Consider the following 17,898-nt stretch of genomic DNA (forward strand, 5'->3'; position numbering starts at 1 on the left):
AGCGTGTTCGGCCCCGTGGCCGGTGCCCAGACACGCGGCGAACTTCTGTACACGACGCACTGCATCGCCTGCCACACGACGCAGGTGCATTGGCGTGACCGCAGGTTGGCGACCGACTGGAACAGCCTGCAGGCGCAGGTGGCACGCTGGCAGGCCGTGGGCGCGCTGAACTGGAGCGAAGAGGACATCGTTGCCGTCACGCGCCACCTCAACGAGCGCTTCTATGGATTCAAGTCACCCTCGGGCCCACCGGTGGTTCTGGTGCCGGGCGGCGGCGCGCGGCCCTGATCGCGACATGAAGAAGTGGGCGCAGCCGCATCTCGGGACCGTGCTGCTGGCGATCGCGCTGGGCGCGGTCGCATGGGACTACTGGGAGCAGAGTCGCAGTATCGAGATGGTGCCTTACAGCGCCTTCGAGCAGTTGCTGCGTGACGGCAAGATCGCAGACGTCACGGTCGGCGACTCGGTCATCAGCGGCCGCCTCAAGGTTCCCGAGACCGGCGGCAAGCGGTCGGTGATGGCGACCATGATGGAGCCCCAGGTCGCCGATCACCTCGCCGGCTTCGGCATACCATACGAGCGCGTGCGCAGCGCGGGCTGGCTACAGGCGCTGCTGTCATGGATCGTTCCAGGGCTGTTGATTTTCGGGCTGTGGAGTCTGGTCGCCCGCCGCGCGGGCGGGGGCCTTGGCGGTGGCCTGCTGCGGATCGGAAAAAGCAGAGCGAAGATCTACATGGAAAAGAGCACCGGGGTGCGCTTCGACGACGTTGCCGGGGTCGACGAGGCCAAGGCGGAGCTGCAGGAGATCGTAGACTTCCTCAAGAGCCCGAAGGAGCATGGCCGGCTGGGCGCGCGCATGCCCAAGGGCGTGTTGCTGATGGGGCCTACCGGTACCGGCAAGACATTGCTGGCGCGTGCGGTGGCGGGCGAGGCCGGCGTGGCCTTCTTCTCGATCAGCGGTTCGGAGTTCATCGAGATGTTCGTCGGCGTGGGCGCGGCACGCGTGCGCGACCTCTTCGAACAAGCCCGCGCCAATGCGCCCGCAATCATCTTCATCGACGAGCTTGATGCGCTCGGCAGAGTCCGCACCGCCTTCCCGTTGGCAGGCGGACAGGACGAACGAGAGCAGACGCTCAATCAACTTCTGGTTGAACTCGACGGCTTCGATCCGAGCGTGGGCGTCGTGCTGCTCGCCGCAACCAACCGGCCCGAGACACTGGACCCGGCGCTGCTGCGCGCCGGGCGCTTCGATCGCCAGGTTCTCGTCGACCGGCCCGACCGCTCTGGGCGGGCGGCGATCCTGAAGGTGCACGCGAGGAAGGTTCGCCTGGCTGCCGACGTGGATCTGGACCAGATCGCCGCGCTGACCGTCGGCTTTGCGGGCGCGGACCTGGCCAATGTGGTCAATGAAGCGGCCCTGGTCGCCACGCGGCGCAACGGCGACGCCGTGACGCTGTCGGACTTCACCCGCGCGATCGAACGGATCGTGGCGGGCATCGAGAAGAAGAACCGCATCCTCGGTCCGCGCGAGCGCGAACTGGTCGCCACGCACGAACTCGGCCATGCCCTGACCGCGCTGGCCCTGCCCGGCGTCGACAGGGTGCACAAGGTGTCGATCGTCCCGCACGGCATCGGCGCACTGGGCTACACGCTGCAGCGCCCGTCGGAAGACCGGCACCTCCTGCGGAGGGGCGAGTTGCTCGACAGGCTCGCGGTGCTGCTGGGCGGCCGCGCGGCCGAGTTGCTGGTCTTTGGCGAACCGTCCACGGGCGCGGCCGACGACCTCGTCAAGGCGACGAACCTGGCGCGCGACATGGTGCTGCGCTACGGGATGGACAACGGCCTGGGCCCGGTGGTCTATGCCGAGAGGCACTCGCCGTTTCTGGAGGCACCTGTCGATTCGGTGGCCACGACCACCTCCGCCGCCGCCGGCAGTCAGACCGCCCAGCGCATCGACGATGCCGTGCAGGCCCTGCTGGAGCAGGCAACCGGGCATGCCGTCCAACTGCTGCGCGACCGTCGCCAGGCCCTGGACCGCTGCGTGCGTGCGTTGATGCAGAAGGAAACCCTCGAGGAGTCCGAATTGCTGGCGCTGGTCGAGGCGATCGAACCGCCGGGCGACGCGCCCACGGACAGCGGCGGCGCGGAAGCCGGGCTTGCGCTTGCGCAACGACCCGATCGACTCACGGTTTGAAATCTTCGTGGCCGTCGGCCACCTGAGCAGCGCAAGCTACCTGGTGCATCGCATCCGCGAGGAGATCCTTGAGACGAAACGAGCGGGGTCGAGTTCCCGGGGTGGCGCCGGCCGAGCAGCATCGGCCCGCGGAGCCATCGTCTTCTCGCTGAGGGCTCCTCGGAAGCGGCGGGCATTGCCCAAGCTCGCCACCCATGCGCACTGGCTACTGGATCTTCACCGTGCGGCTGCCGCTGCCTTCGCGCTTGGGCAGGGTGAGGCGCAGCACGCCGTCCTCGAGCTTCGCGACCGCGGCCTTGTCGTCGACGTCCGTGGCCAGCGTGAAGCCGCGCGACACAGAACCGTGATAGGTCTCGCGCACCAGCGAGCGCCCGTGCTTCTCTTCCTGTTCCTTCTTGATCTCGGCGGATATGGAAACATAGTTCCCATCGATCGAGACGCGGATGTCGTCCTTCCTCGCGCCCGGCATCTCGGCGCTGATCAGATATTCCTTTTCGTTCTCGCTGATGTCGACGCGAATGTCCGATGGCAGTGTGTTGTCATCGAGCAGTTGCATCGGACGGGCCCAGCGACGGAACATTTCGGGAAACAGGTTGTCGATTCGATCGAGGCGGGTCAAGGCGTTCATGTGAATCACTCCAGGTGGATGAAAGATGATCGACCCGCTGCCTTTCGAACTGGGTTTGCGAGATCGAATCTTCAGTCTAGGAGCCGCGCTGGCGCAGGTTTTGCGCGGGATCAAATCGCGCCCTTCGACCGCATCCTGTCTTGACCCACGTCAGCGGCCCGCGCTCTGGCGTGGGAGCGCAGGAGCGCCGCTGGATGGCTAGGGCCGCGCCTCCTTCAGGCGCTTTTCGATCTCGGCCAGGCCCAACGAGGTCAGGTCGGCGTTGAACTCCAGGCTGATCTTCTTCTGCAACGGATCGCTGAGCCGGGCCCGGAGTTCACCGAGGAAGGGGTTCGATGCGCAGACCTCGAGGGATTCGAACTTGCGGGCTGCGAGCCCCTGCTCCAGTCGGTCGGCCACTTCGCAGGCGAAATGATGAAGCTCCTTGCGCCGGGCGTCGGTGCGGGGCTCGTAGCGCACGGCGCCGTAGCTGTTGTCCGTGGCTTCCCGGCCGGGCCGGTCCGTTCCCAGTTCGCTGCGCCGCATTCGACTCTCCTCATGGGTCAGGGTCTCCAACGGCACCAACGAGGCCAATGGAAACTCGCGGCTGAAAATCCGCGCCAGCGACGCATTGGCAACAAGGACCCACTGCTGCTTCATGTCAATTCTCCTTCAACGAAATTTCATGGTGCGCGTCCCCCTGCAAGAGGAGTTTGCGCCAGCGCAAAAAGGGGCGCAACAGCTTGGCTGCAATCGTTCGCCGGCAGCGCGGCAGTTGCACTCCGCCGGATGCCTTGACTCAGATCAAGCGGGCTCGGACCGTGATCCCTAGCATTGCCTGCATGCCGGCCTTCAATGAACTCCCGGTGGAGATCCACCATGCCGCGAGGGAGGTCGATTTCCTGCTGGTCGGCGGCGGCCTGGCCAGCGCGACCGCGGCCGAGGCGCTGCGCATCGAGGGGGCCAAGGGCTCCATCGTCATCGTGGGCGCGGAGAGCCGGCTTCCCTACCACCGGCCCCCGTTGTCGAAGCGCATTCTCCTATCCGACGGGCCGCGCGAGCCGCCCCTGGTGCTGAAGGAGGCCGACTGCCTTGCCCATGGCATCGAGGTGTTGCGCGGGACGAGGGCGATCGCATTGCAGCCGCGCGATCACCTCGTCCTCACCGACCCTGCGGGCGCCCTGCGCTACGGCAAGCTGCTGATCGCCACCGGCGCCAGGCCGGTGCACCTGGCCGTGCCCGGCGCGGAGTTGCCGGGCATTCACTACCTGCGCAACATCGAGGACGCCCTGGCCATCCACGCGGCGGCTCGAAAGGGCCACCGGGTCGTGGTGATCGGGGCGAGCTTCATCGGCATGGAGGTGTCCGCGGCATTGAAGCAGAAGGGTCTCCATGTCACGCTGCTGGCGCCGCAGGGCGAGGTCCTGACCTCGCTCCGGGCACCCTCCATCAGCCATTTCTTCCGCGAGCGCCATGCGGAGCACGGCGTCGAAGTGCTGGCCGCCGGGGTGGTGGCGCTGGAGGGCGGCAAGCGGGTCGAGGCGGTGCGAACCTCCGACGGCCGTCGGCTGCGCTGCGACTTCGTCGTCGCCGGCATTGGCGTGACGCCGGACATCGACTTCCTTGCCGGCAGCGGCATCCTGACGGGCGATGGCATCGTCGTCGACGACCACCTGCGCACGAGCGATCCCGACGTCTTCGCGGCCGGCGACGTGGCCGCGTTCCCCGATCCCGTCTTCGGGGTCCGCCGGCGTGTCGAGCACTGGGACAATGCCGTCAAGCAGGGCAGGCTCGCGGCCAGGAACATGCTGGGGCAGGGCCTGCCCTACGACGAAGTCTCGACCTTCTTCTGCGACGTGTTCGACACCAGCTTCCAGTTCCTGGGCCTGCCCGACGGCGCCACCGAGCACCTCGAGATCGGGTCTCCCGACGCCCGCAGCTGGGCCTTGATGTACCTGCGCGACGAGGTCCCGCGGGCACTGTTCACCTCCGGGCGACCCGCGAGCGAGACGCACGCGATCAGGGCCTTGATCCGCTATCGCACCCACATCGGCCGCTTTCGGTCCAGGCTGGCCGATCCGAGCTTCTCGCTGACGCGGATCCCGAGCCAGACGGTGCTGATCCTGCAAGGCGGCGGCGCCATGGGCGCCTTCGAGTGCGGCGTCGTGCAGGCGCTCGAGCAGAAGGGAATTCACCCCGATGTCGTTGCCGGCGTGTCGATCGGCGCCTTCAACGGCGCGATCATCGCGTCTCACCCGCAGCATGYCGCGCAGGCCCTGGAGGCGTTCTGGCACGACCTCGCGATGATGACGCCGGCGTTGCCTGACGAGCGCGGGCGGCGGCTGCTGTCCTCCGCATCGGCCCTGGCGTGGGGCGTCCCGGGCTTTCTCCGGCCGCGCTGGATGCCGCCGAACAACCTGTTGCTCGACGCCGTCACCTGGACCTCGTTCTACGATTCGGCTCCCGCCAAGGTGCTGCTCGGGCGCTACGTGGACTTCAGCACCCTGCACGCGAGCCCGGTGCGCCTGCTGATGAGCGCCGTGGATGTCGAAAGCGCCGAACTCAGGATCTTCGACAGCTACGTGGACGAACTCACGGCCGATCATGTCGTCGCCAGCGGCAGCCTCCCGCCCGGGTTGCCCTGGACCACCATCGCGGGCCGGCACTACTGGGACGGCGGCATCGTCAGCAACTCGCCGCTGGAGCTGGTCGTCGAGCGTTGCGGCGCGTCGGGCAAGCAGATCTTCGTCGTCGACCTGTTCGCAACCCACAGGCCGCTGCCCCGGAACATGATGGATGTCTTCATGCGGCGCGACGAGATCGCCTACGCCGAGCGCGTGCGCCGCACCAGCACCGAAGAGGCGATCGTGAGCGACTTTCGCAAGCTGGTGGAGGAGATCCTCGATCGGGTGGAGCCAGCCGTGGCGGCGCAGGTCCGGCAACAGCCGCGCTATATGGAGCTGATGGGGGCCGAGGCTTCGCTCGACATCACGCGCATCGTGCGCGAGGGCGCGGCCGACGAGCCGGCCTCGGGCGACTTCGACTTTTCGCTGGCCTCGATCCGCGCCCACATCATGGACGGCCACGCGCAGGCCATGCGGGTGCTGGAAGCTTCGGGACCGCCGGCGCGCCGAACGCCGCCGCTTCGACGCTGAGCCATCGGCCGGCTGCAACGCAAGCGCGCATCGTCGGCTTGACGGGTATCAAGGCACCCGGCCGGTCGCGCGCCTAGGCTGTGGGGACATCGAATCCAGGAGTGACCCATGACCTCGCGCGACATTGTTCTCTGTCATCCCGTGCGCACTGCCATCGGAACCTACGGTGGCAGCCTCAAGGACGTGCCTGCCCCCGACCTCGGTGCGGTGGCCGTGCGGGAAGCCCTCAGCCGGTCCGGCTTGCCTGTCGACAAGGTGCAGACCCTGGTGATGGGCAACGTGATCCAGGCGGGCGTGAAGATGAATCCTGCGCGCCAGGCCGGCATCGCGGCCGGATTGCCGGTCGAGGTACCGGCGCTGACGGTCAACCGCGTCTGCGGCTCGGGTGCGCAGGCGATCGTCRGCGCTGCGCTGGAGGTCTGGTCCGGCATGGTCGACTGCGCCATCGCCGGCGGCATGGAGAACATGGACCGAGCGCCCTATCTGCTGCCGCAGGGGCGATGGGGCGCGCGCATGGGCGACGTCACGCTGTTCGACAGCATGCTGCACGACGGCCTCAACGACGCGTTCAGCGGCCAGCATGCGGGCTGGCACACCGAGGAACTCGTGGAGGCCCGCGGCATCTCCCGCGCGGATCAGGATCGCTGGGCCTTTCGCTCCCAGCAGCGCTTCTCGGCGGCGCAGGCCGCCGGCTTCTTCGAGGCCGAGATCGCGCCGGTCGAGGTGCCGACGCGCAAGGGAACAGAGCGCTTCGCCAGGGACGAGCACAACCGTCCCGACACCACGGCCGAGTCGCTGGCCCGGCTGAAGCCCGCGTTCCGGAAAGACGGAACCATCACCGCCGGCAGTGCGCCGGGCCTGAACTCGGGCGCCGCGGCGATGCTCGTGGCCGAGCATCAATGGGCCGAGAAGAACTTCCTCAAGCCGATGGCGCGGCTGGTGTCCTACGGGATCGGCGCCGTCGAGCCGGCGTTCTTCGGCCTCGGCCCGGTGCCGGCCGTGCGCCAGGCACTGGCGCGCGCGGGGTGGTCGGCGGGCGACGTGCAGCGCGTGGAGATCAACGAGGCCTTTGCCGCCATCACGCTGGCGTGCCTGCGCGAGCTCGGGTTCCCGGAGGAGGTGGTCAACGTCGAGGGCGGCGCCATCGCGCACGGCCACCCCATCGGCGCCACCGGCGCGGTGCTGGCGACACGGCTGATCCACTCGATGGCCCGCGACGGTCTCAAGCGCGGTGTCGTCACGCTGTGCATCGGCGGCGGCCAGGGCATCGCGTTGGCGATCGAGTCGCTCTGAGTCCCCGCGGCATGCTCGTCTTTTCGCTCGAGCCCGCCGATCCCTTCGGAAGCGCACTTGCCGGTGCGTTGGGCGTCCCGCTGTCGCCGCACGAGGAGCGGGTGTTCGACGATGGCGAGCGCAAGCTGCGGCCGCTGGTCGATCCCCGGGGTGCCGATGCCTACGTGGTGGCCGGACTGCATGGCGGTCCGCAGGACAGTCCCCACGACAAGATCTGCCGGCTCCTGATGTTCATCGGGGCACTCAAGGACCATGGCGCCGCGCGCGTGACTGCAGTCGTTCCCTACCTCGCCTACGCGCGCAAGGACCTGCGGACCAAGCCCCATGACCCCCTGGGACTGCGCTACGTGGCGCAATGGCTGGAATCGGCCGGCATGGCGCAGATCATCGTGCTCGAAGCGCACAACGTCGCCGCATTCCAGAATGCCTTCCGCTGTCCTACGATCCACCTGGCCGCTCACCCCGCCTTCCGCTCGATCGCACAGGCGATTGCGCGACAGGGGCCGGTGGCCGTGGCTTCGCCGGACCCGGGGGGCGTCAAGCGGGCGCTGCTGTGGCGCGAGGCGCTGGAGGACGAATTGCGCGAGCCGGTGCGTTTTGCCATGCTCGACAAGCGCCGCAGCGCCGGCGTGCTGAGCACTGGGCATCTGGTCGCGGGTGACGTCGCCGGCGCGACGGTGCTCCTGCTCGACGACCTGATCGCCGCCGGCAACACCATGCAGCTCGGCGCCGCCGCGCTCCGTCGGGCCGGTGCCAGGGCGGTGGTCGCATTCGCGGCCCACGGTCTTTTCGTCGGTAGCGCGGCGCAGACGCTGGCGTCCGACGACCTGTCGCGGCTGATCGTCACCGACAGCGTGCCGCCGTTCCGGCTGCCGGAGAGCGGGCCGGTTCGCGACAAACTGGAAATCGCTTCGGTCGTACCGCAGTTCGCCGAAGCGGTGAGCACGAGCCACGCGGCATGGGCGCACCGTGGCTCAGGCCTTCACGTGCCGCTCCAGGAGGTCGAGGGCAGCGTCGGCATGGGCCAGGTAGCGCGAGGCCTGGGGTAGCCACTTGCACGGCGTGCGAACTTCGGGGTCGAGCAGGTGCGCGGCGCTCAGTCTTGCGCGCAGCAACGCGCGCAGCGCCGTATGGAGAATCGGGATTTGTGGCGCGGGCGTGTCCTGCAGCCCCGAGCTCAGGCCCGCCCGGAGCTGCGGTCCCACCAGGGGATCCCCGCACATCGCGCATTCGAGTCCCAGGTAGGACAGTTCGTCGAAGGGATCGACCTCGCGCAACCGATCGTCGAATTCGAGGGCGTCGATCACGACCGGTGGCTGGACCAGCGCGACATGCTCGGGCCGCAGGTCTCCGTGCCCGTCGACGATGCGGGCGTCGGCGACGCGCCGGCGCAGCAGGCCCTGGTGTTGAGTGATGGCGTGGTCTGCGCGGTCGATCAGTTCGCGCACCCGGGGCAGGCCGAATTCCAGGCGCTCGAGCACCCTGCGACTGGCGACCAGTTCGTCGCGCATGCGCTGGACGTAGTCGGACTCGTCGACCCGCGCGCGCGCTGCGCTGCGGTAGAAGGGAACCAGGATCCCGAGCATGGCGTCGATGTCCGCCGGACGCAGCTCGCCGCGTCCGATCACCTGGTCGAGCATGCGTTCCGCAGGCAGCCGCTGCATGACGACGATCCAGTCGACGATGCTGCCGCCGGTCTCCGACAGCCTGTCTTCGGACACGGCGCGAAGCGCCCCGCCGTTCATCCTCAGGGCGAGCAGGCCGAGATAAACCTGCGGCGCCAACCGCCGGTTGAGCCGCATCTCCTGCCGGGCATTGCGTTCACGCGCCTCGACCGAGGAGAAGTCCAGGAAGGGGTAGCGCACCGGCTTCTTCAGTTTCAGCACCTGCCGCTCGCCGATCAGGACCCAGGACATGTGGGTCTCGATGCGGCGCACGGCACCGCTGGAGCCGTCTGGGGAGAGCACCGCCTCGAGGCAGCGCAACCGGTCTTCCGTGCCGGGCATGGTCTCGGGCGTTTCCATGCGTGATCCTGGGGGCGTTCAATGGGGCGCGGCATTCAGTTGCTGCGCCAGCGCGCGGCTTGCCGGCGATATGTCCACGCCGACCGGCGTCGAGGCCGGCTGCAGGGTGCGCACAGCATCCGGCAGGAGGCTGATCTGGTGCACGTGGTAGGCCCGCGATTCCTGCAGAGTCGGCGACGAGCTGACGCGCCAGCCGCCGCGCATGCAGGGGCACAGGAGGGCCTCGCCCCGGCGAGGCTCGTCGTCGAGTTGCACAACATCGCGTTCGATGCGACCGTCGGCGCCCAGTTGTCGGACCACCTGCTTGATGCCGGGCCAGGTTGCCTTGCCTTCAGACCGCTTGCGGCGCGCCACGCCGTCGCTGTCGATGCGCACGCCGGCCGGTGCGATGCCGTCCCGACGCAGCGCGGGAACGAGCTCGATCAGCTTGACGACGGCCGTGGCCGTCATCTCTTCCTCGAGATAGGCCTGCAACATCGTGAGCTGGTACGGATCGGTCAGGAGGGCCGTCATCGCCGAGTCCTCGCATTCAGGCCCAGCGCCCATTGCTTCGCTTTGGCAATGCCGATCCGGATCGCCTTGCCGTCATCGCAGCCCTCGGCGAGCAGCGCGTTCGCGATCTCGACCGCCTTGAGCCGCACCACAGGCGTCAAACGGCGCATCGAGGCGGGGTAGCGATCGGGTGTCCAGGGCATCAATTGCTCCGCGTCATGACCAAGATTTGCGACTGCTCAGGTTTGATGCGCTTCAAGAGTTTCATGCTCCATCTCCTGCCCTGATCTTCGACGGCCCCGCTACGTCGCTTCGGCGTTGTGCGTTGGTTGTCACGGAAATCCCTTCGTGGAAGTCGAGACGGCCCCCGCGCTGTGACACGGAGACTGCGTCGGTGGGCGAAATCGGGCGCTTGCCTCGCTCAGCAGTCGGATCGCGTCTTCGTCCTCGACTTGTCCAAACGATCGGTAGAACTGTCCGACCGCCTGAAAGTCCTCAGGAACCTGCAGGCACACGAGCTCATCGGCGAAGGGGCGCACCAGGTCCAGGCTTTCAGCGGAAGCGACCGGTACTGCGCAGACCAGCCTGGCAGGCTTGCGCGCACGCACTGCGTGCAATGCGGCCATCATTGTGGCGCCGGTCGCAAGGCCATCATCGACCACGATGACAATGCGGCCTGCTGCCTCGATCGGAGTCCGATCGGGCGTATACCGCCTGCGCCGGTCCCTTAGGAGGTCCAGCTGGCAGCGCTTTTCTTCTTCGATGTAGGCCTCGCTCGCGCCAGCCGATCGAGCGTACGGAGCGACATACGCCCAGCCACTCTCGTCGATCGAGCCGATGGCGAATTCCGGCGACGATGGCGCCCTCAGCTTTCGGACGAGAACGACGTCGAGTTCACCTTCCAGCCGATGGGCAAGAAGATTGCCTATTTCGAGGGCGCCGCGAGGGATGGCCAGAATCAATGGGTGGTGGCCTCGCCATGACTGCAACGCCTGCGAGAGCCTTTCGGCGGCATCGTGTCGATCTGCGAAGCGCATGGTGTCAAGCTCCTGGATGTTCTCGAGGCTTCAATTTTGTCCGGTCGCACTGCAGGGACTTCAGGCAATGTGCCGTGTCGTTTCGCATTGCGCCCGGGGCAGGCGCCCCAACCGTTTTTCGACGGCGAGGACGTCGCGGGTGATCTTGAGCAGCGTGTCCGGCGTCACGCTCATGGCATCGATGCCGAGCTCGACCAGGTGTGCGGCGACGTCCGGGTAGTCCGAGGGCGCTTGGCCGCAGATGCCCACGTGGCGGCCGTTGCGCCGTGCGCCCTCGATGGTCTGGCGGATCATGGCCTGCACGCCGTCGTCGCGCTCGTCGAAGTCGAAGGCCACGATGCGGGAGTCGCGGTCGACCCCCAGCACGAGCTGCGTCAGGTCGTTGGAGCCGATCGAGAAGCCGTCGAAGAGACGGGCGAAGGCGTCGATCTGGATCACGTTGTTCGGGATCTCGCACATCACGTAGATCTCCAGGCCGTCGACGCCGCGCCGCAGGCCGTGGGTGGCCATCGCGTCGAGCACCCGCTCGGCCTCCTGGATGCGGCGACAGAACGGGATCATCAGCTTGACGTTCACGAGTCCCATTTCTTCACGGACCCGCTTCATGGCGGCGCATTCGAGCGCGAAGCCCTCCGCATAGGCCGGGTGCGTGTAGCGTGAGGCGCCCCGAAATCCGATCATCGGGTTCTCCTCCTTCGGCTCGAACCCACTGCCGCCGAGGAGGCTGGCGTACTCGTTGGTCTTGAAATCGGACATCCGGACGATCACCGGTTTCGGATAGAAGGCCGCGGCGATCATGCCGACGCCTTCGGACAGTTCGCGCACGAAATAGTCCGCCGGCCGATCGAAGGATCGCGTGAGCCGCGCGATCTCGGCGCGCACCGCCGGATCGTCCACCTTCTCCGGATGCACCAGGGCCATTGGATGGACCTTGATGTGCTCTGCGACGATGAATTCCATCCGTGCCAGGCCGACGCCGTCGTTGGGCAGCAAGGCCGTCTGGAAAGCGCTGTCGGGATTGCCCAGATTGACCATCAGATGCGTCTGCGGGCGTGCGAGCGCCGACAGCTCGACGCTGGTCTTGTCGAACGGTACCGCGCCCGGGTAGACGTGGCCTTCGGCGCCCTCGGCGCAGGACACGGTGATCGGGTCGCCCGTGCGGATCGTGGCCGTCGCACCGTCGCAGCCGACGACCGCGGGGATGCCCAGTTCGCGCGCCACGATGGCCGCATGGCAGGTGCGTCCGCCGCGGTTGGTGACGACCGCGGCCGCGATCTTCATGACCGTGCCCCAGTCCGGCATCGTGGTGTCGGCGACCAGGACCTCCCCGGGCTTGAACTGCCCCAGCGCCAGCACGTCGGAGACGACGCGCGCCTTGCCGGTCGCAATCGACGAGCCGACGGCCCGCCCGGCAAGCAGCGGCCGGGGCGGTGCATCGAGGCGGTACTCGTCGACGCGATTCAGCGGCTTTTGCGATGCCACCGTCTCCGGACGGGCCTGAACGATGTAGATCAGGCCGTCGAGCCCGTCCTTGGCCCATTCGATGTCCATCGGAGTCGGCTGCCCTGCGCGGCGACTGTAGTGGTCCTCGATCGCGACCGCCGCCTCGGCCAGCGCCAGCACGTCGGCGTCGCCGATGCAGTAGCGCGCCTGGTCTTCCGGGGGCGTGGGCAGGTTGCAGGTCGTCTCGCGGCCCGCGGCCTTCGAATACACCAGCCGCATCTCCTTGCTGCCGAGCTTGCGCCGCAGGACGGTGCGGTGGCCGAGCTTCAGGGTCGGCTTGAAGACATAGAACTCGTCGGGGTCCACGGTGCCCTGGACGACGTTCTCGCCCAGCCCGTAGGCGCCGGTGATGAAGACGACATCCCGGAATCCGCTGTCGGTGTCGAGCGTGAACATGACCCCGCTGGCGGCGCGATCCGAACGCACCATCTGCATCACGCACACGGACTGAAGGACCCTGAAGTGGTCGAAGCCGTTGTCGACCCGGTAGGCGATGGCGCGGTCCTTGAACAGGCTGGCGAAGCAGAGGCGAACGGCGTCCAGCAGGCGCGCCTCGCCGGAGATGTTCAGGAAGGACTCGTGCTGCCCGGCGAAGCTGGCGGTCGGGAGGTCCTCGGCGGTGGCGGAACTGCGCACGGCCACCGTCATGTCGGCGCCATACTCCGTGCGCAGTTGCGCGTAGGCCGCGCGGATCTCGCGCACCACGTCGTCGGGCAAAGGCGCCGAATAGACGATCTCGCGCGCAAGCCGTGCCCGCCGGGCCAGATCGTCGACGTTCTCGACGTCCAGGCCCGCCAGGGCTTCCTTGAGACGCGGCAGCGCATCGGCAGCCTCGAGCGTGCGGCGGTATGCGTCCGCGGTGATCGCGAATCCGTTGGGTACGCGAACGCTGCCTGGGCGCAAGGCGCTGAACAACTCCCCGAGCGATGCGCTCTTGCCTCCCACCATCGGCACATCATCCGCACCGAGTTCGGAGAACCAGCGGATATGGATCGCGTCAGCGGGCATGAGCGTCTCCTTGTGCCAGAGCGCGACTGCGCCCGAACAGATTCGACGCTAAGCCCGACTCCCTCGAACGATCTTGATCTCGCGCAAGCCGCTCGCCGCAGCGGCTCAATGCGGATTTGTTGATCTGAAGCAAGACCTTGTCGCCGAGTCGGTACGACAGTGTTTGTTGGCGCCAGGCTGATGTTGTCGAATAGCAGGAGATGAGCCATGAGCAGCGATGCGATCTATTGTTTCGATAGGGCGTGTGTTCTGTTCGCGATCTACCCCGAGGGAAGAACCGGCCTCCGCGTCGTGGCCGAGATATCGGAAGATGCCCTGCGCGACGTATTCGGAGCACACGGCGGCGGGGACAGCCTCGTCGACGCCTGCCGGAGTCATTTCGATGCGATCGAGGCGGCGGCGCTGCGGCACTACCGCGAGGACCCCGTGAAACCCGTGATGCTGGAGGTGGGCGACTTCGTGTTTCCGGCGTTCCCGGCGATCGATGCCGTCATTTGAGCGCTTGCCGCTCGAGCGCTTCGACAGCAAGGATCACGCGGATGCGTCGATGCAGGCCTTGTTCGGCGGTCGCGCTGCCGTCGATGGGTACGAGGATGCGTTGGTACATGATTCTGGCTTTGGGGGCCGCGTCATGAAGTCGGTCAATGCGGCGCCGGGACGGAGCTCCAGCCGGCCGTGCCCGTCACGGGGAAGCGCAAGGGCAGGGGCTTCGGCGCGGGCGGGGCGGTGTTCGTTTCTGCCACTTCCCTCTGGATGCCGCTGCGGATCACCCTCGCCAGGCCGGCGAGCTCCTTGGCGCATTCGTCCATCAGGTCGTCCAGCGAGACGATGCCGGTGACATGCTTGGCACTGTCGATCACCAGCGCGCGCCTGACGCCATGGGATTCCATCACGGCGATGGCGGCGGAGACGTCGGCCTCCTCGGGCACGCTCGCGAGCTTGTCGCTGGCCAGCTCGCCGACCTGGATGCCGTTGGCATTCAGGCCGCGCGCCAGTACATCGACCACCAGGTCGCGGTCGGTGACGATGCCGGTCACGCAGTCGCCTTCGGGCGTTTGGCTGGTGACGATCAGCGCGCCGACATGCTGATCGCGCATCAGGCCCGCGGCCTGGACCAGGGTGCTGGCGCTGTCCACGGCAACCAGGCGCCGCGTGCAGATGGAACCGATGTTCATTCGAATCTCCTTCAACGATGGAACACTGATGCGCATCGAAGCCACCCCGCCCCCCTGCGCACGAGGCGAACTGAAAAGAGAAGGCCCGCCATCCCTTGCAGAGCGGCGGGCCTCGGTGAAGGTCCCCACCTTTGCGCCGTGGCGCGCGAGCGGTCTGAGGTTGCCTTCACTCCACGACATCGGGCTGATGCCGCGAACTCCCCCTGCGGGGGAACCCTCACTTTTCACCTCCGGCACCTGGGTGTTTCGCCAAGCCTCCATTGGTTTGTTCACTGTAGTCGCGCTTGCGCGAAAGGGCTTGACTTGGATCAAGGCAATGCCCGTGTCTTTCAAGCGATGGGATGAAGGTGCTCGACGAACCATGCGCCGGCCAGCCCGGCGACGACCTCCAGGGCGCCTGCCTCCTCGAAGAGATGCGTGGCGCGCGGCACGACCTCGAGACACTTTTCGCAGCGCAGGCGCCCGAGGGCCGCGCGATTCATCGCCAGGACCTCGGTGTCCGACCCGCCCACGATGAGCAGGGTCGGCGCCAGAACCGCGTCCAGGGCGTCGCCGGCGAGATCGGGACGCCCGCCGCGCGAGACGACGGCTTGCACGAGCTCCGGGCGCTGCGCCGCGGCGACCAGCGCGGCGCCCGCACCCGTGCTCGCACCGAACAGGCCGATGGGCCGGTTGTGGGAGGACAAGGCATCGAGCGCGTCCATCACCCGTTGCGCAAGCAAGGGAATGTCGAACACGTTGACGCGGTTCTCGGCCTCGTCGGAGGTGAGCAGGTCGAACAGCAGGGTGCTCAGCCCCCTGCGCTGCAGTGCGCGGGCGACCTGGATGTTGCGGCGGCTGCGGCGACTGCTGCCGCTGCCGTGCGCGAAGACGACGATGCCGCGCGGCGGCTCGACCAGGCACAGTTCGCCTTCGAGCTTGTTCGGGCCGATGGCCATCCGGATGAGGTTCGGCAAGAGAGGCCTCCTTGGTCACAGTCCGAAGGGGTAGGTGTCCGGCAGCCCCTCGATCGTCTCGGTTCCGAGCGGCGTGACGGCGCGAGTCTGGTCCAGCCAGATGTACTCGTCGAATTGCCGGGTGAGCACGGCCTGGAAGTAGTGGCTCTGCAATTCGGTCTCGGGCCGGTAGAGCACGCCGATGGCACGCTCCAGCCGTGGCTGCGACAAGCCTGCCACCACCTCCCCGGACGCCGGACCGCGCAGCGGCAGGATGAAGTTCGCGACCTTCGATTCATGGCAAAGGCGCTCGTAGCTTCCGGCCATCGAGGCGCGCACCGGCTTGACCTCCATCGGCCCGTCCCAGTCGGATGCGGCCGCGACGGTTCCGGTGTGCGTCCCGAATCCGATCAGGCAGGCGCCGGCGCCGAACTCGACCCGGCACAGCTGCCCGATGTTGTGCTCGCCGCGCCGGGACATTTCGGTGGCCCTCGCATCGCCGACGTGCGAGTTGTGCGCCCAGACGATGGCCTTGCTCTGCGGTCCGTGATAGTCCAGCAGCCTCTGCAGGGTCTCGAACATGTGGCTGTCGCGCAGGTTCCAGGAAGCGCGCGAGCCGTAGTACATCGAGCGGTAGTAGCGCTCCGCATTGGCGACGAGGCGGGCGTTCTGCACGGCGTCGAGAAAGCGCTCGCCGTCCTGCGAGGCGTAGCGCTGCTCCCGGATCAGCAGGTCGCCCAGCATCGCGACCACTTCGGGCTCGCAACTGAGATACCGGTCGTTCAGCGCCGCATGGCCGTAGCTGGCCGGGTCCGACTGCCAAGGCGTCAGGCATCCATAGCGTCGGCGGGCAATTCCCGCCGTGGGGGGATCGACGTCTTCCAGGTAGCCGACCACCGAATGGATCGAGTTGTAGAGACTGTAGAGGTCGAGGCCATGGAATGAGACCCGGTCGCCCTCGGCGAGCCCGGCATTGCGGGCGCGAAGCCATTCGACAAAAGTGCGGACTTCTTGGTTGCGCCACATCCACGCCGGGAACCGGGCGAAGGCCGACCATCGCGAAGGGCGGTGACCGGCATGGCGCACGTAGCGGTCGATGCGGGCCGCATCCGGCCAGTCGGCCTCGATGGCGATGAAGTCGAAGTGCTTGCCTTCGATCAGTTCGCGCGAAATGCGCTCGCGCATCCGATAGAACTCCGAGCTGCCGTGGGTCGCCTCGCCGAGCAGCACGACGCGGGCGTCGCCGATGCGATCGAGCAAAGGCGCCAGTTCCGCGGATTCAACCGCCTCGAACCGCTCACACGCGCCCGCAATGGCCTCCGCCAGGCGCGCGTCCGCCGATCCGGCCGGGGGCTGCCTTTCCTCACGGGTCCGAAACCGCACGGCATCCCTGTCCAGCGGTGCGATCCTGACATCCGCGATGTCCTCGATCGCGTAGAGGTCGGGCCCTGTGCGCGTCAGGCGAATCAGTTCCCGAACGGCCGGATCGGTGCCAGCCGATACCACCATGCGTCCACCGATCGCAAGCTGGGGCTTCAGCGCCCCGATGAATTCCGCACCGTCCGGATTCACGAAGATCGCGTCGAAGGGCCCATGCTCCGGCAAGCCCCGATTGGCGTCGGCGTGCACGATCTGCACGTGCGGACATCGCAGGCTGTGCAGGATGGCCGCCGCCTTCGCCGCCAATGCGGCGTTCGATTCGACGCTGTAGACCCTGGAGGCGAGCCGGCAGAGCACGGCCGTCGCGTAACCCGATCCGGTGCCGATCTCGAGGACCCTCGCATGCCCCCCGATCGACAGCGCCTCGGCCATGAGCGCGACGAGATAGGGCTGAGGGAGGGTTCGCTCCCCGTCGAGCTTCAGCGCAGCGTCCTCGTAGGCGAACTCCTGCAGCGGCGCAGGCAGGAAGACCTCGCGAGGCACTGCGCGCATCGCCTCGAGCACCTCTTTGGCGCGCACGCCCCGGCCTGCAATCTGATCCTCCACCATGGCGACGCGAAGCCGCCCGAAGTCGATGTTCGACAAGATGTCTCCTGCTGCCCGGAACAGTTTGATTCCGGACTTCAAGCGCTGGTTTGCGCTGGCTCAAACGCCTGCCACGTCGCACGGAGCCGGGACGCGCAAGAGGAGGGGCTTTGCCCCTTGATGCAGGTCAAGGGCCGCGATGTTGCCGTGCCTACGATGAAAGCATCCTTCAACCGGTAGTCCATCCACGAAAGGCCGATCCATGAACGATACGACGCAGAACCTCGGGGCGCCGGAGCAGAAATTCGGCTCTCCAGCGGTGATGAGCGAGACCCTTCACAAGCTTCGTGCGCTGCTCGACGACCTGCAGGGCAATGCGCTGCACAAGGCACGCGATGCGGCGCGAAGCACCGACCAGGTCGTGCACCATCACCCCTACAGCGCCATCGGCATCGCGGCGGCCGTGGGCCTCGTCATCGGCTTCCTCGCCACGCGACGTTGAGGCGTTTT

General features: G+C 67.4%; 16 protein-coding genes and 1 pseudogene. 7 read left to right on the forward strand and 10 right to left on the reverse strand.

Annotated features, from left to right (window positions below; genetic code table 11):
- Both AC1D2E_RS23205 and ftsH read left to right on the forward strand, forming a co-directional pair.
- Nucleotides 1-288: pseudogene (locus AC1D2E_RS23205) on the forward strand (hypothetical protein); the annotation flags it as partial.
- A 7-nt stretch (nucleotides 289-295) separates the two neighbouring features.
- Nucleotides 296-2,194, forward strand: a complete 1,899-nt coding sequence (gene ftsH / locus AC1D2E_RS23210; RefSeq protein WP_478199583.1) for an ATP-dependent zinc metalloprotease FtsH — start codon at nucleotides 296-298, stop codon at nucleotides 2,192-2,194.
- Between the two features lie 205 nt (nucleotides 2,195-2,399).
- Here ftsH and AC1D2E_RS23215 read toward each other — a convergent pair whose 3' ends face one another.
- Both AC1D2E_RS23215 and AC1D2E_RS23220 read right to left on the reverse strand, forming a co-directional pair.
- Complete coding sequence (locus AC1D2E_RS23215; RefSeq protein WP_478199584.1) at nucleotides 2,400-2,822, reverse strand: Hsp20/alpha crystallin family protein; 423 nt, start codon at nucleotides 2,820-2,822, stop codon at nucleotides 2,400-2,402.
- A 198-nt stretch (nucleotides 2,823-3,020) separates the two neighbouring features.
- Nucleotides 3,021-3,461 (reverse strand): host attachment protein, encoded by a 441-nt coding sequence (locus tag AC1D2E_RS23220; RefSeq protein ID WP_478199585.1) that lies wholly within the window; start codon nucleotides 3,459-3,461, stop codon nucleotides 3,021-3,023.
- Nucleotides 3,462-3,643: 182 nt separating this feature from the next.
- Between AC1D2E_RS23220 and AC1D2E_RS23225 the strand changes: the two genes are divergently transcribed.
- From AC1D2E_RS23225 to AC1D2E_RS23235, 3 genes are all read left to right on the forward strand, one after another.
- Nucleotides 3,644-5,956: an FAD-dependent oxidoreductase gene (locus tag AC1D2E_RS23225; RefSeq protein WP_478199586.1), complete on the forward strand. Its 2,313-nt coding sequence runs from the start codon at nucleotides 3,644-3,646 to the stop codon at nucleotides 5,954-5,956.
- A gap of 108 nt (nucleotides 5,957-6,064) precedes the next feature.
- On the forward strand, nucleotides 6,065-7,249 hold the full coding sequence (locus AC1D2E_RS23230; protein WP_478199587.1) for a thiolase family protein: 1,185 nt from the start codon (nucleotides 6,065-6,067) through the stop codon (nucleotides 7,247-7,249).
- 11 nt (nucleotides 7,250-7,260) lie between these two features.
- Nucleotides 7,261-8,298: a ribose-phosphate diphosphokinase gene (locus AC1D2E_RS23235; RefSeq protein ID WP_478199588.1), complete on the forward strand. Its 1,038-nt coding sequence runs from the start codon at nucleotides 7,261-7,263 to the stop codon at nucleotides 8,296-8,298.
- On the opposite strand, the gene AC1D2E_RS23240 is transcribed toward AC1D2E_RS23235, so the two are convergent.
- From AC1D2E_RS23240 to ppsA, 5 genes are all read right to left on the reverse strand, one after another.
- On the reverse strand, nucleotides 8,224-9,273 hold the full coding sequence (locus tag AC1D2E_RS23240; protein ID WP_478199589.1) for a hypothetical protein: 1,050 nt from the start codon (nucleotides 9,271-9,273) through the stop codon (nucleotides 8,224-8,226). The two genes, AC1D2E_RS23235 and AC1D2E_RS23240, sit on opposite strands and share 75 nt — an antisense overlap.
- A gap of 18 nt (nucleotides 9,274-9,291) precedes the next feature.
- On the reverse strand, nucleotides 9,292-9,786 hold the full coding sequence (locus tag AC1D2E_RS23245) for a hypothetical protein (protein ID WP_478199590.1): 495 nt from the start codon (nucleotides 9,784-9,786) through the stop codon (nucleotides 9,292-9,294).
- Nucleotides 9,783-9,968, reverse strand: a complete 186-nt coding sequence (locus AC1D2E_RS23250) for a DUF2188 domain-containing protein (RefSeq protein WP_478199591.1) — start codon at nucleotides 9,966-9,968, stop codon at nucleotides 9,783-9,785. Before AC1D2E_RS23250 ends, AC1D2E_RS23245 begins: the two co-directional genes overlap by 4 nt.
- Nucleotides 9,969-10,097: 129 nt before the next feature.
- Nucleotides 10,098-10,802: a phosphoribosyltransferase gene (locus tag AC1D2E_RS23255; protein WP_478199592.1), complete on the reverse strand. Its 705-nt coding sequence runs from the start codon at nucleotides 10,800-10,802 to the stop codon at nucleotides 10,098-10,100.
- Nucleotides 10,803-10,862: 60 nt separating this feature from the next.
- Nucleotides 10,863-13,313: a phosphoenolpyruvate synthase gene (ppsA, locus tag AC1D2E_RS23260; protein WP_478199593.1), complete on the reverse strand. Its 2,451-nt coding sequence runs from the start codon at nucleotides 13,311-13,313 to the stop codon at nucleotides 10,863-10,865.
- A gap of 207 nt (nucleotides 13,314-13,520) precedes the next feature.
- Between ppsA and AC1D2E_RS23265 the strand changes: the two genes are divergently transcribed.
- Nucleotides 13,521-13,811 (forward strand): hypothetical protein, encoded by a 291-nt coding sequence (locus AC1D2E_RS23265; protein ID WP_478199594.1) that lies wholly within the window; start codon nucleotides 13,521-13,523, stop codon nucleotides 13,809-13,811.
- Nucleotides 13,812-13,954: 143 nt separating this feature from the next.
- On the opposite strand, the gene AC1D2E_RS23270 is transcribed toward AC1D2E_RS23265, so the two are convergent.
- The 3 genes from AC1D2E_RS23270 to AC1D2E_RS23280 all read right to left on the reverse strand — a co-directional run bounded on the left by AC1D2E_RS23270 (nucleotide 13,955) and on the right by AC1D2E_RS23280 (nucleotide 17,448).
- Nucleotides 13,955-14,488 (reverse strand): CBS domain-containing protein, encoded by a 534-nt coding sequence (locus AC1D2E_RS23270; RefSeq protein WP_478199595.1) that lies wholly within the window; start codon nucleotides 14,486-14,488, stop codon nucleotides 13,955-13,957.
- Nucleotides 14,489-14,817: 329 nt separating this feature from the next.
- Complete coding sequence (locus AC1D2E_RS23275) at nucleotides 14,818-15,426, reverse strand: dienelactone hydrolase family protein (RefSeq protein WP_478173487.1); 609 nt, start codon at nucleotides 15,424-15,426, stop codon at nucleotides 14,818-14,820.
- A 33-nt stretch (nucleotides 15,427-15,459) separates the two neighbouring features.
- On the reverse strand, nucleotides 15,460-17,448 hold the full coding sequence (locus AC1D2E_RS23280) for an erythromycin esterase family protein (RefSeq protein WP_478199596.1): 1,989 nt from the start codon (nucleotides 17,446-17,448) through the stop codon (nucleotides 15,460-15,462).
- Nucleotides 17,449-17,650: 202 nt separating this feature from the next.
- Here AC1D2E_RS23280 and AC1D2E_RS23285 point away from each other — a divergent pair, with 202 nt between their 5' ends.
- Nucleotides 17,651-17,890: an ElaB/YgaM/YqjD family protein gene (locus tag AC1D2E_RS23285; protein WP_478199597.1), complete on the forward strand. Its 240-nt coding sequence runs from the start codon at nucleotides 17,651-17,653 to the stop codon at nucleotides 17,888-17,890.
- The last annotated feature ends 8 nt before the right edge of the window (nucleotides 17,891-17,898 follow it).

The organism is Variovorax sp. P1_H2 (assembly GCF_056405295.1).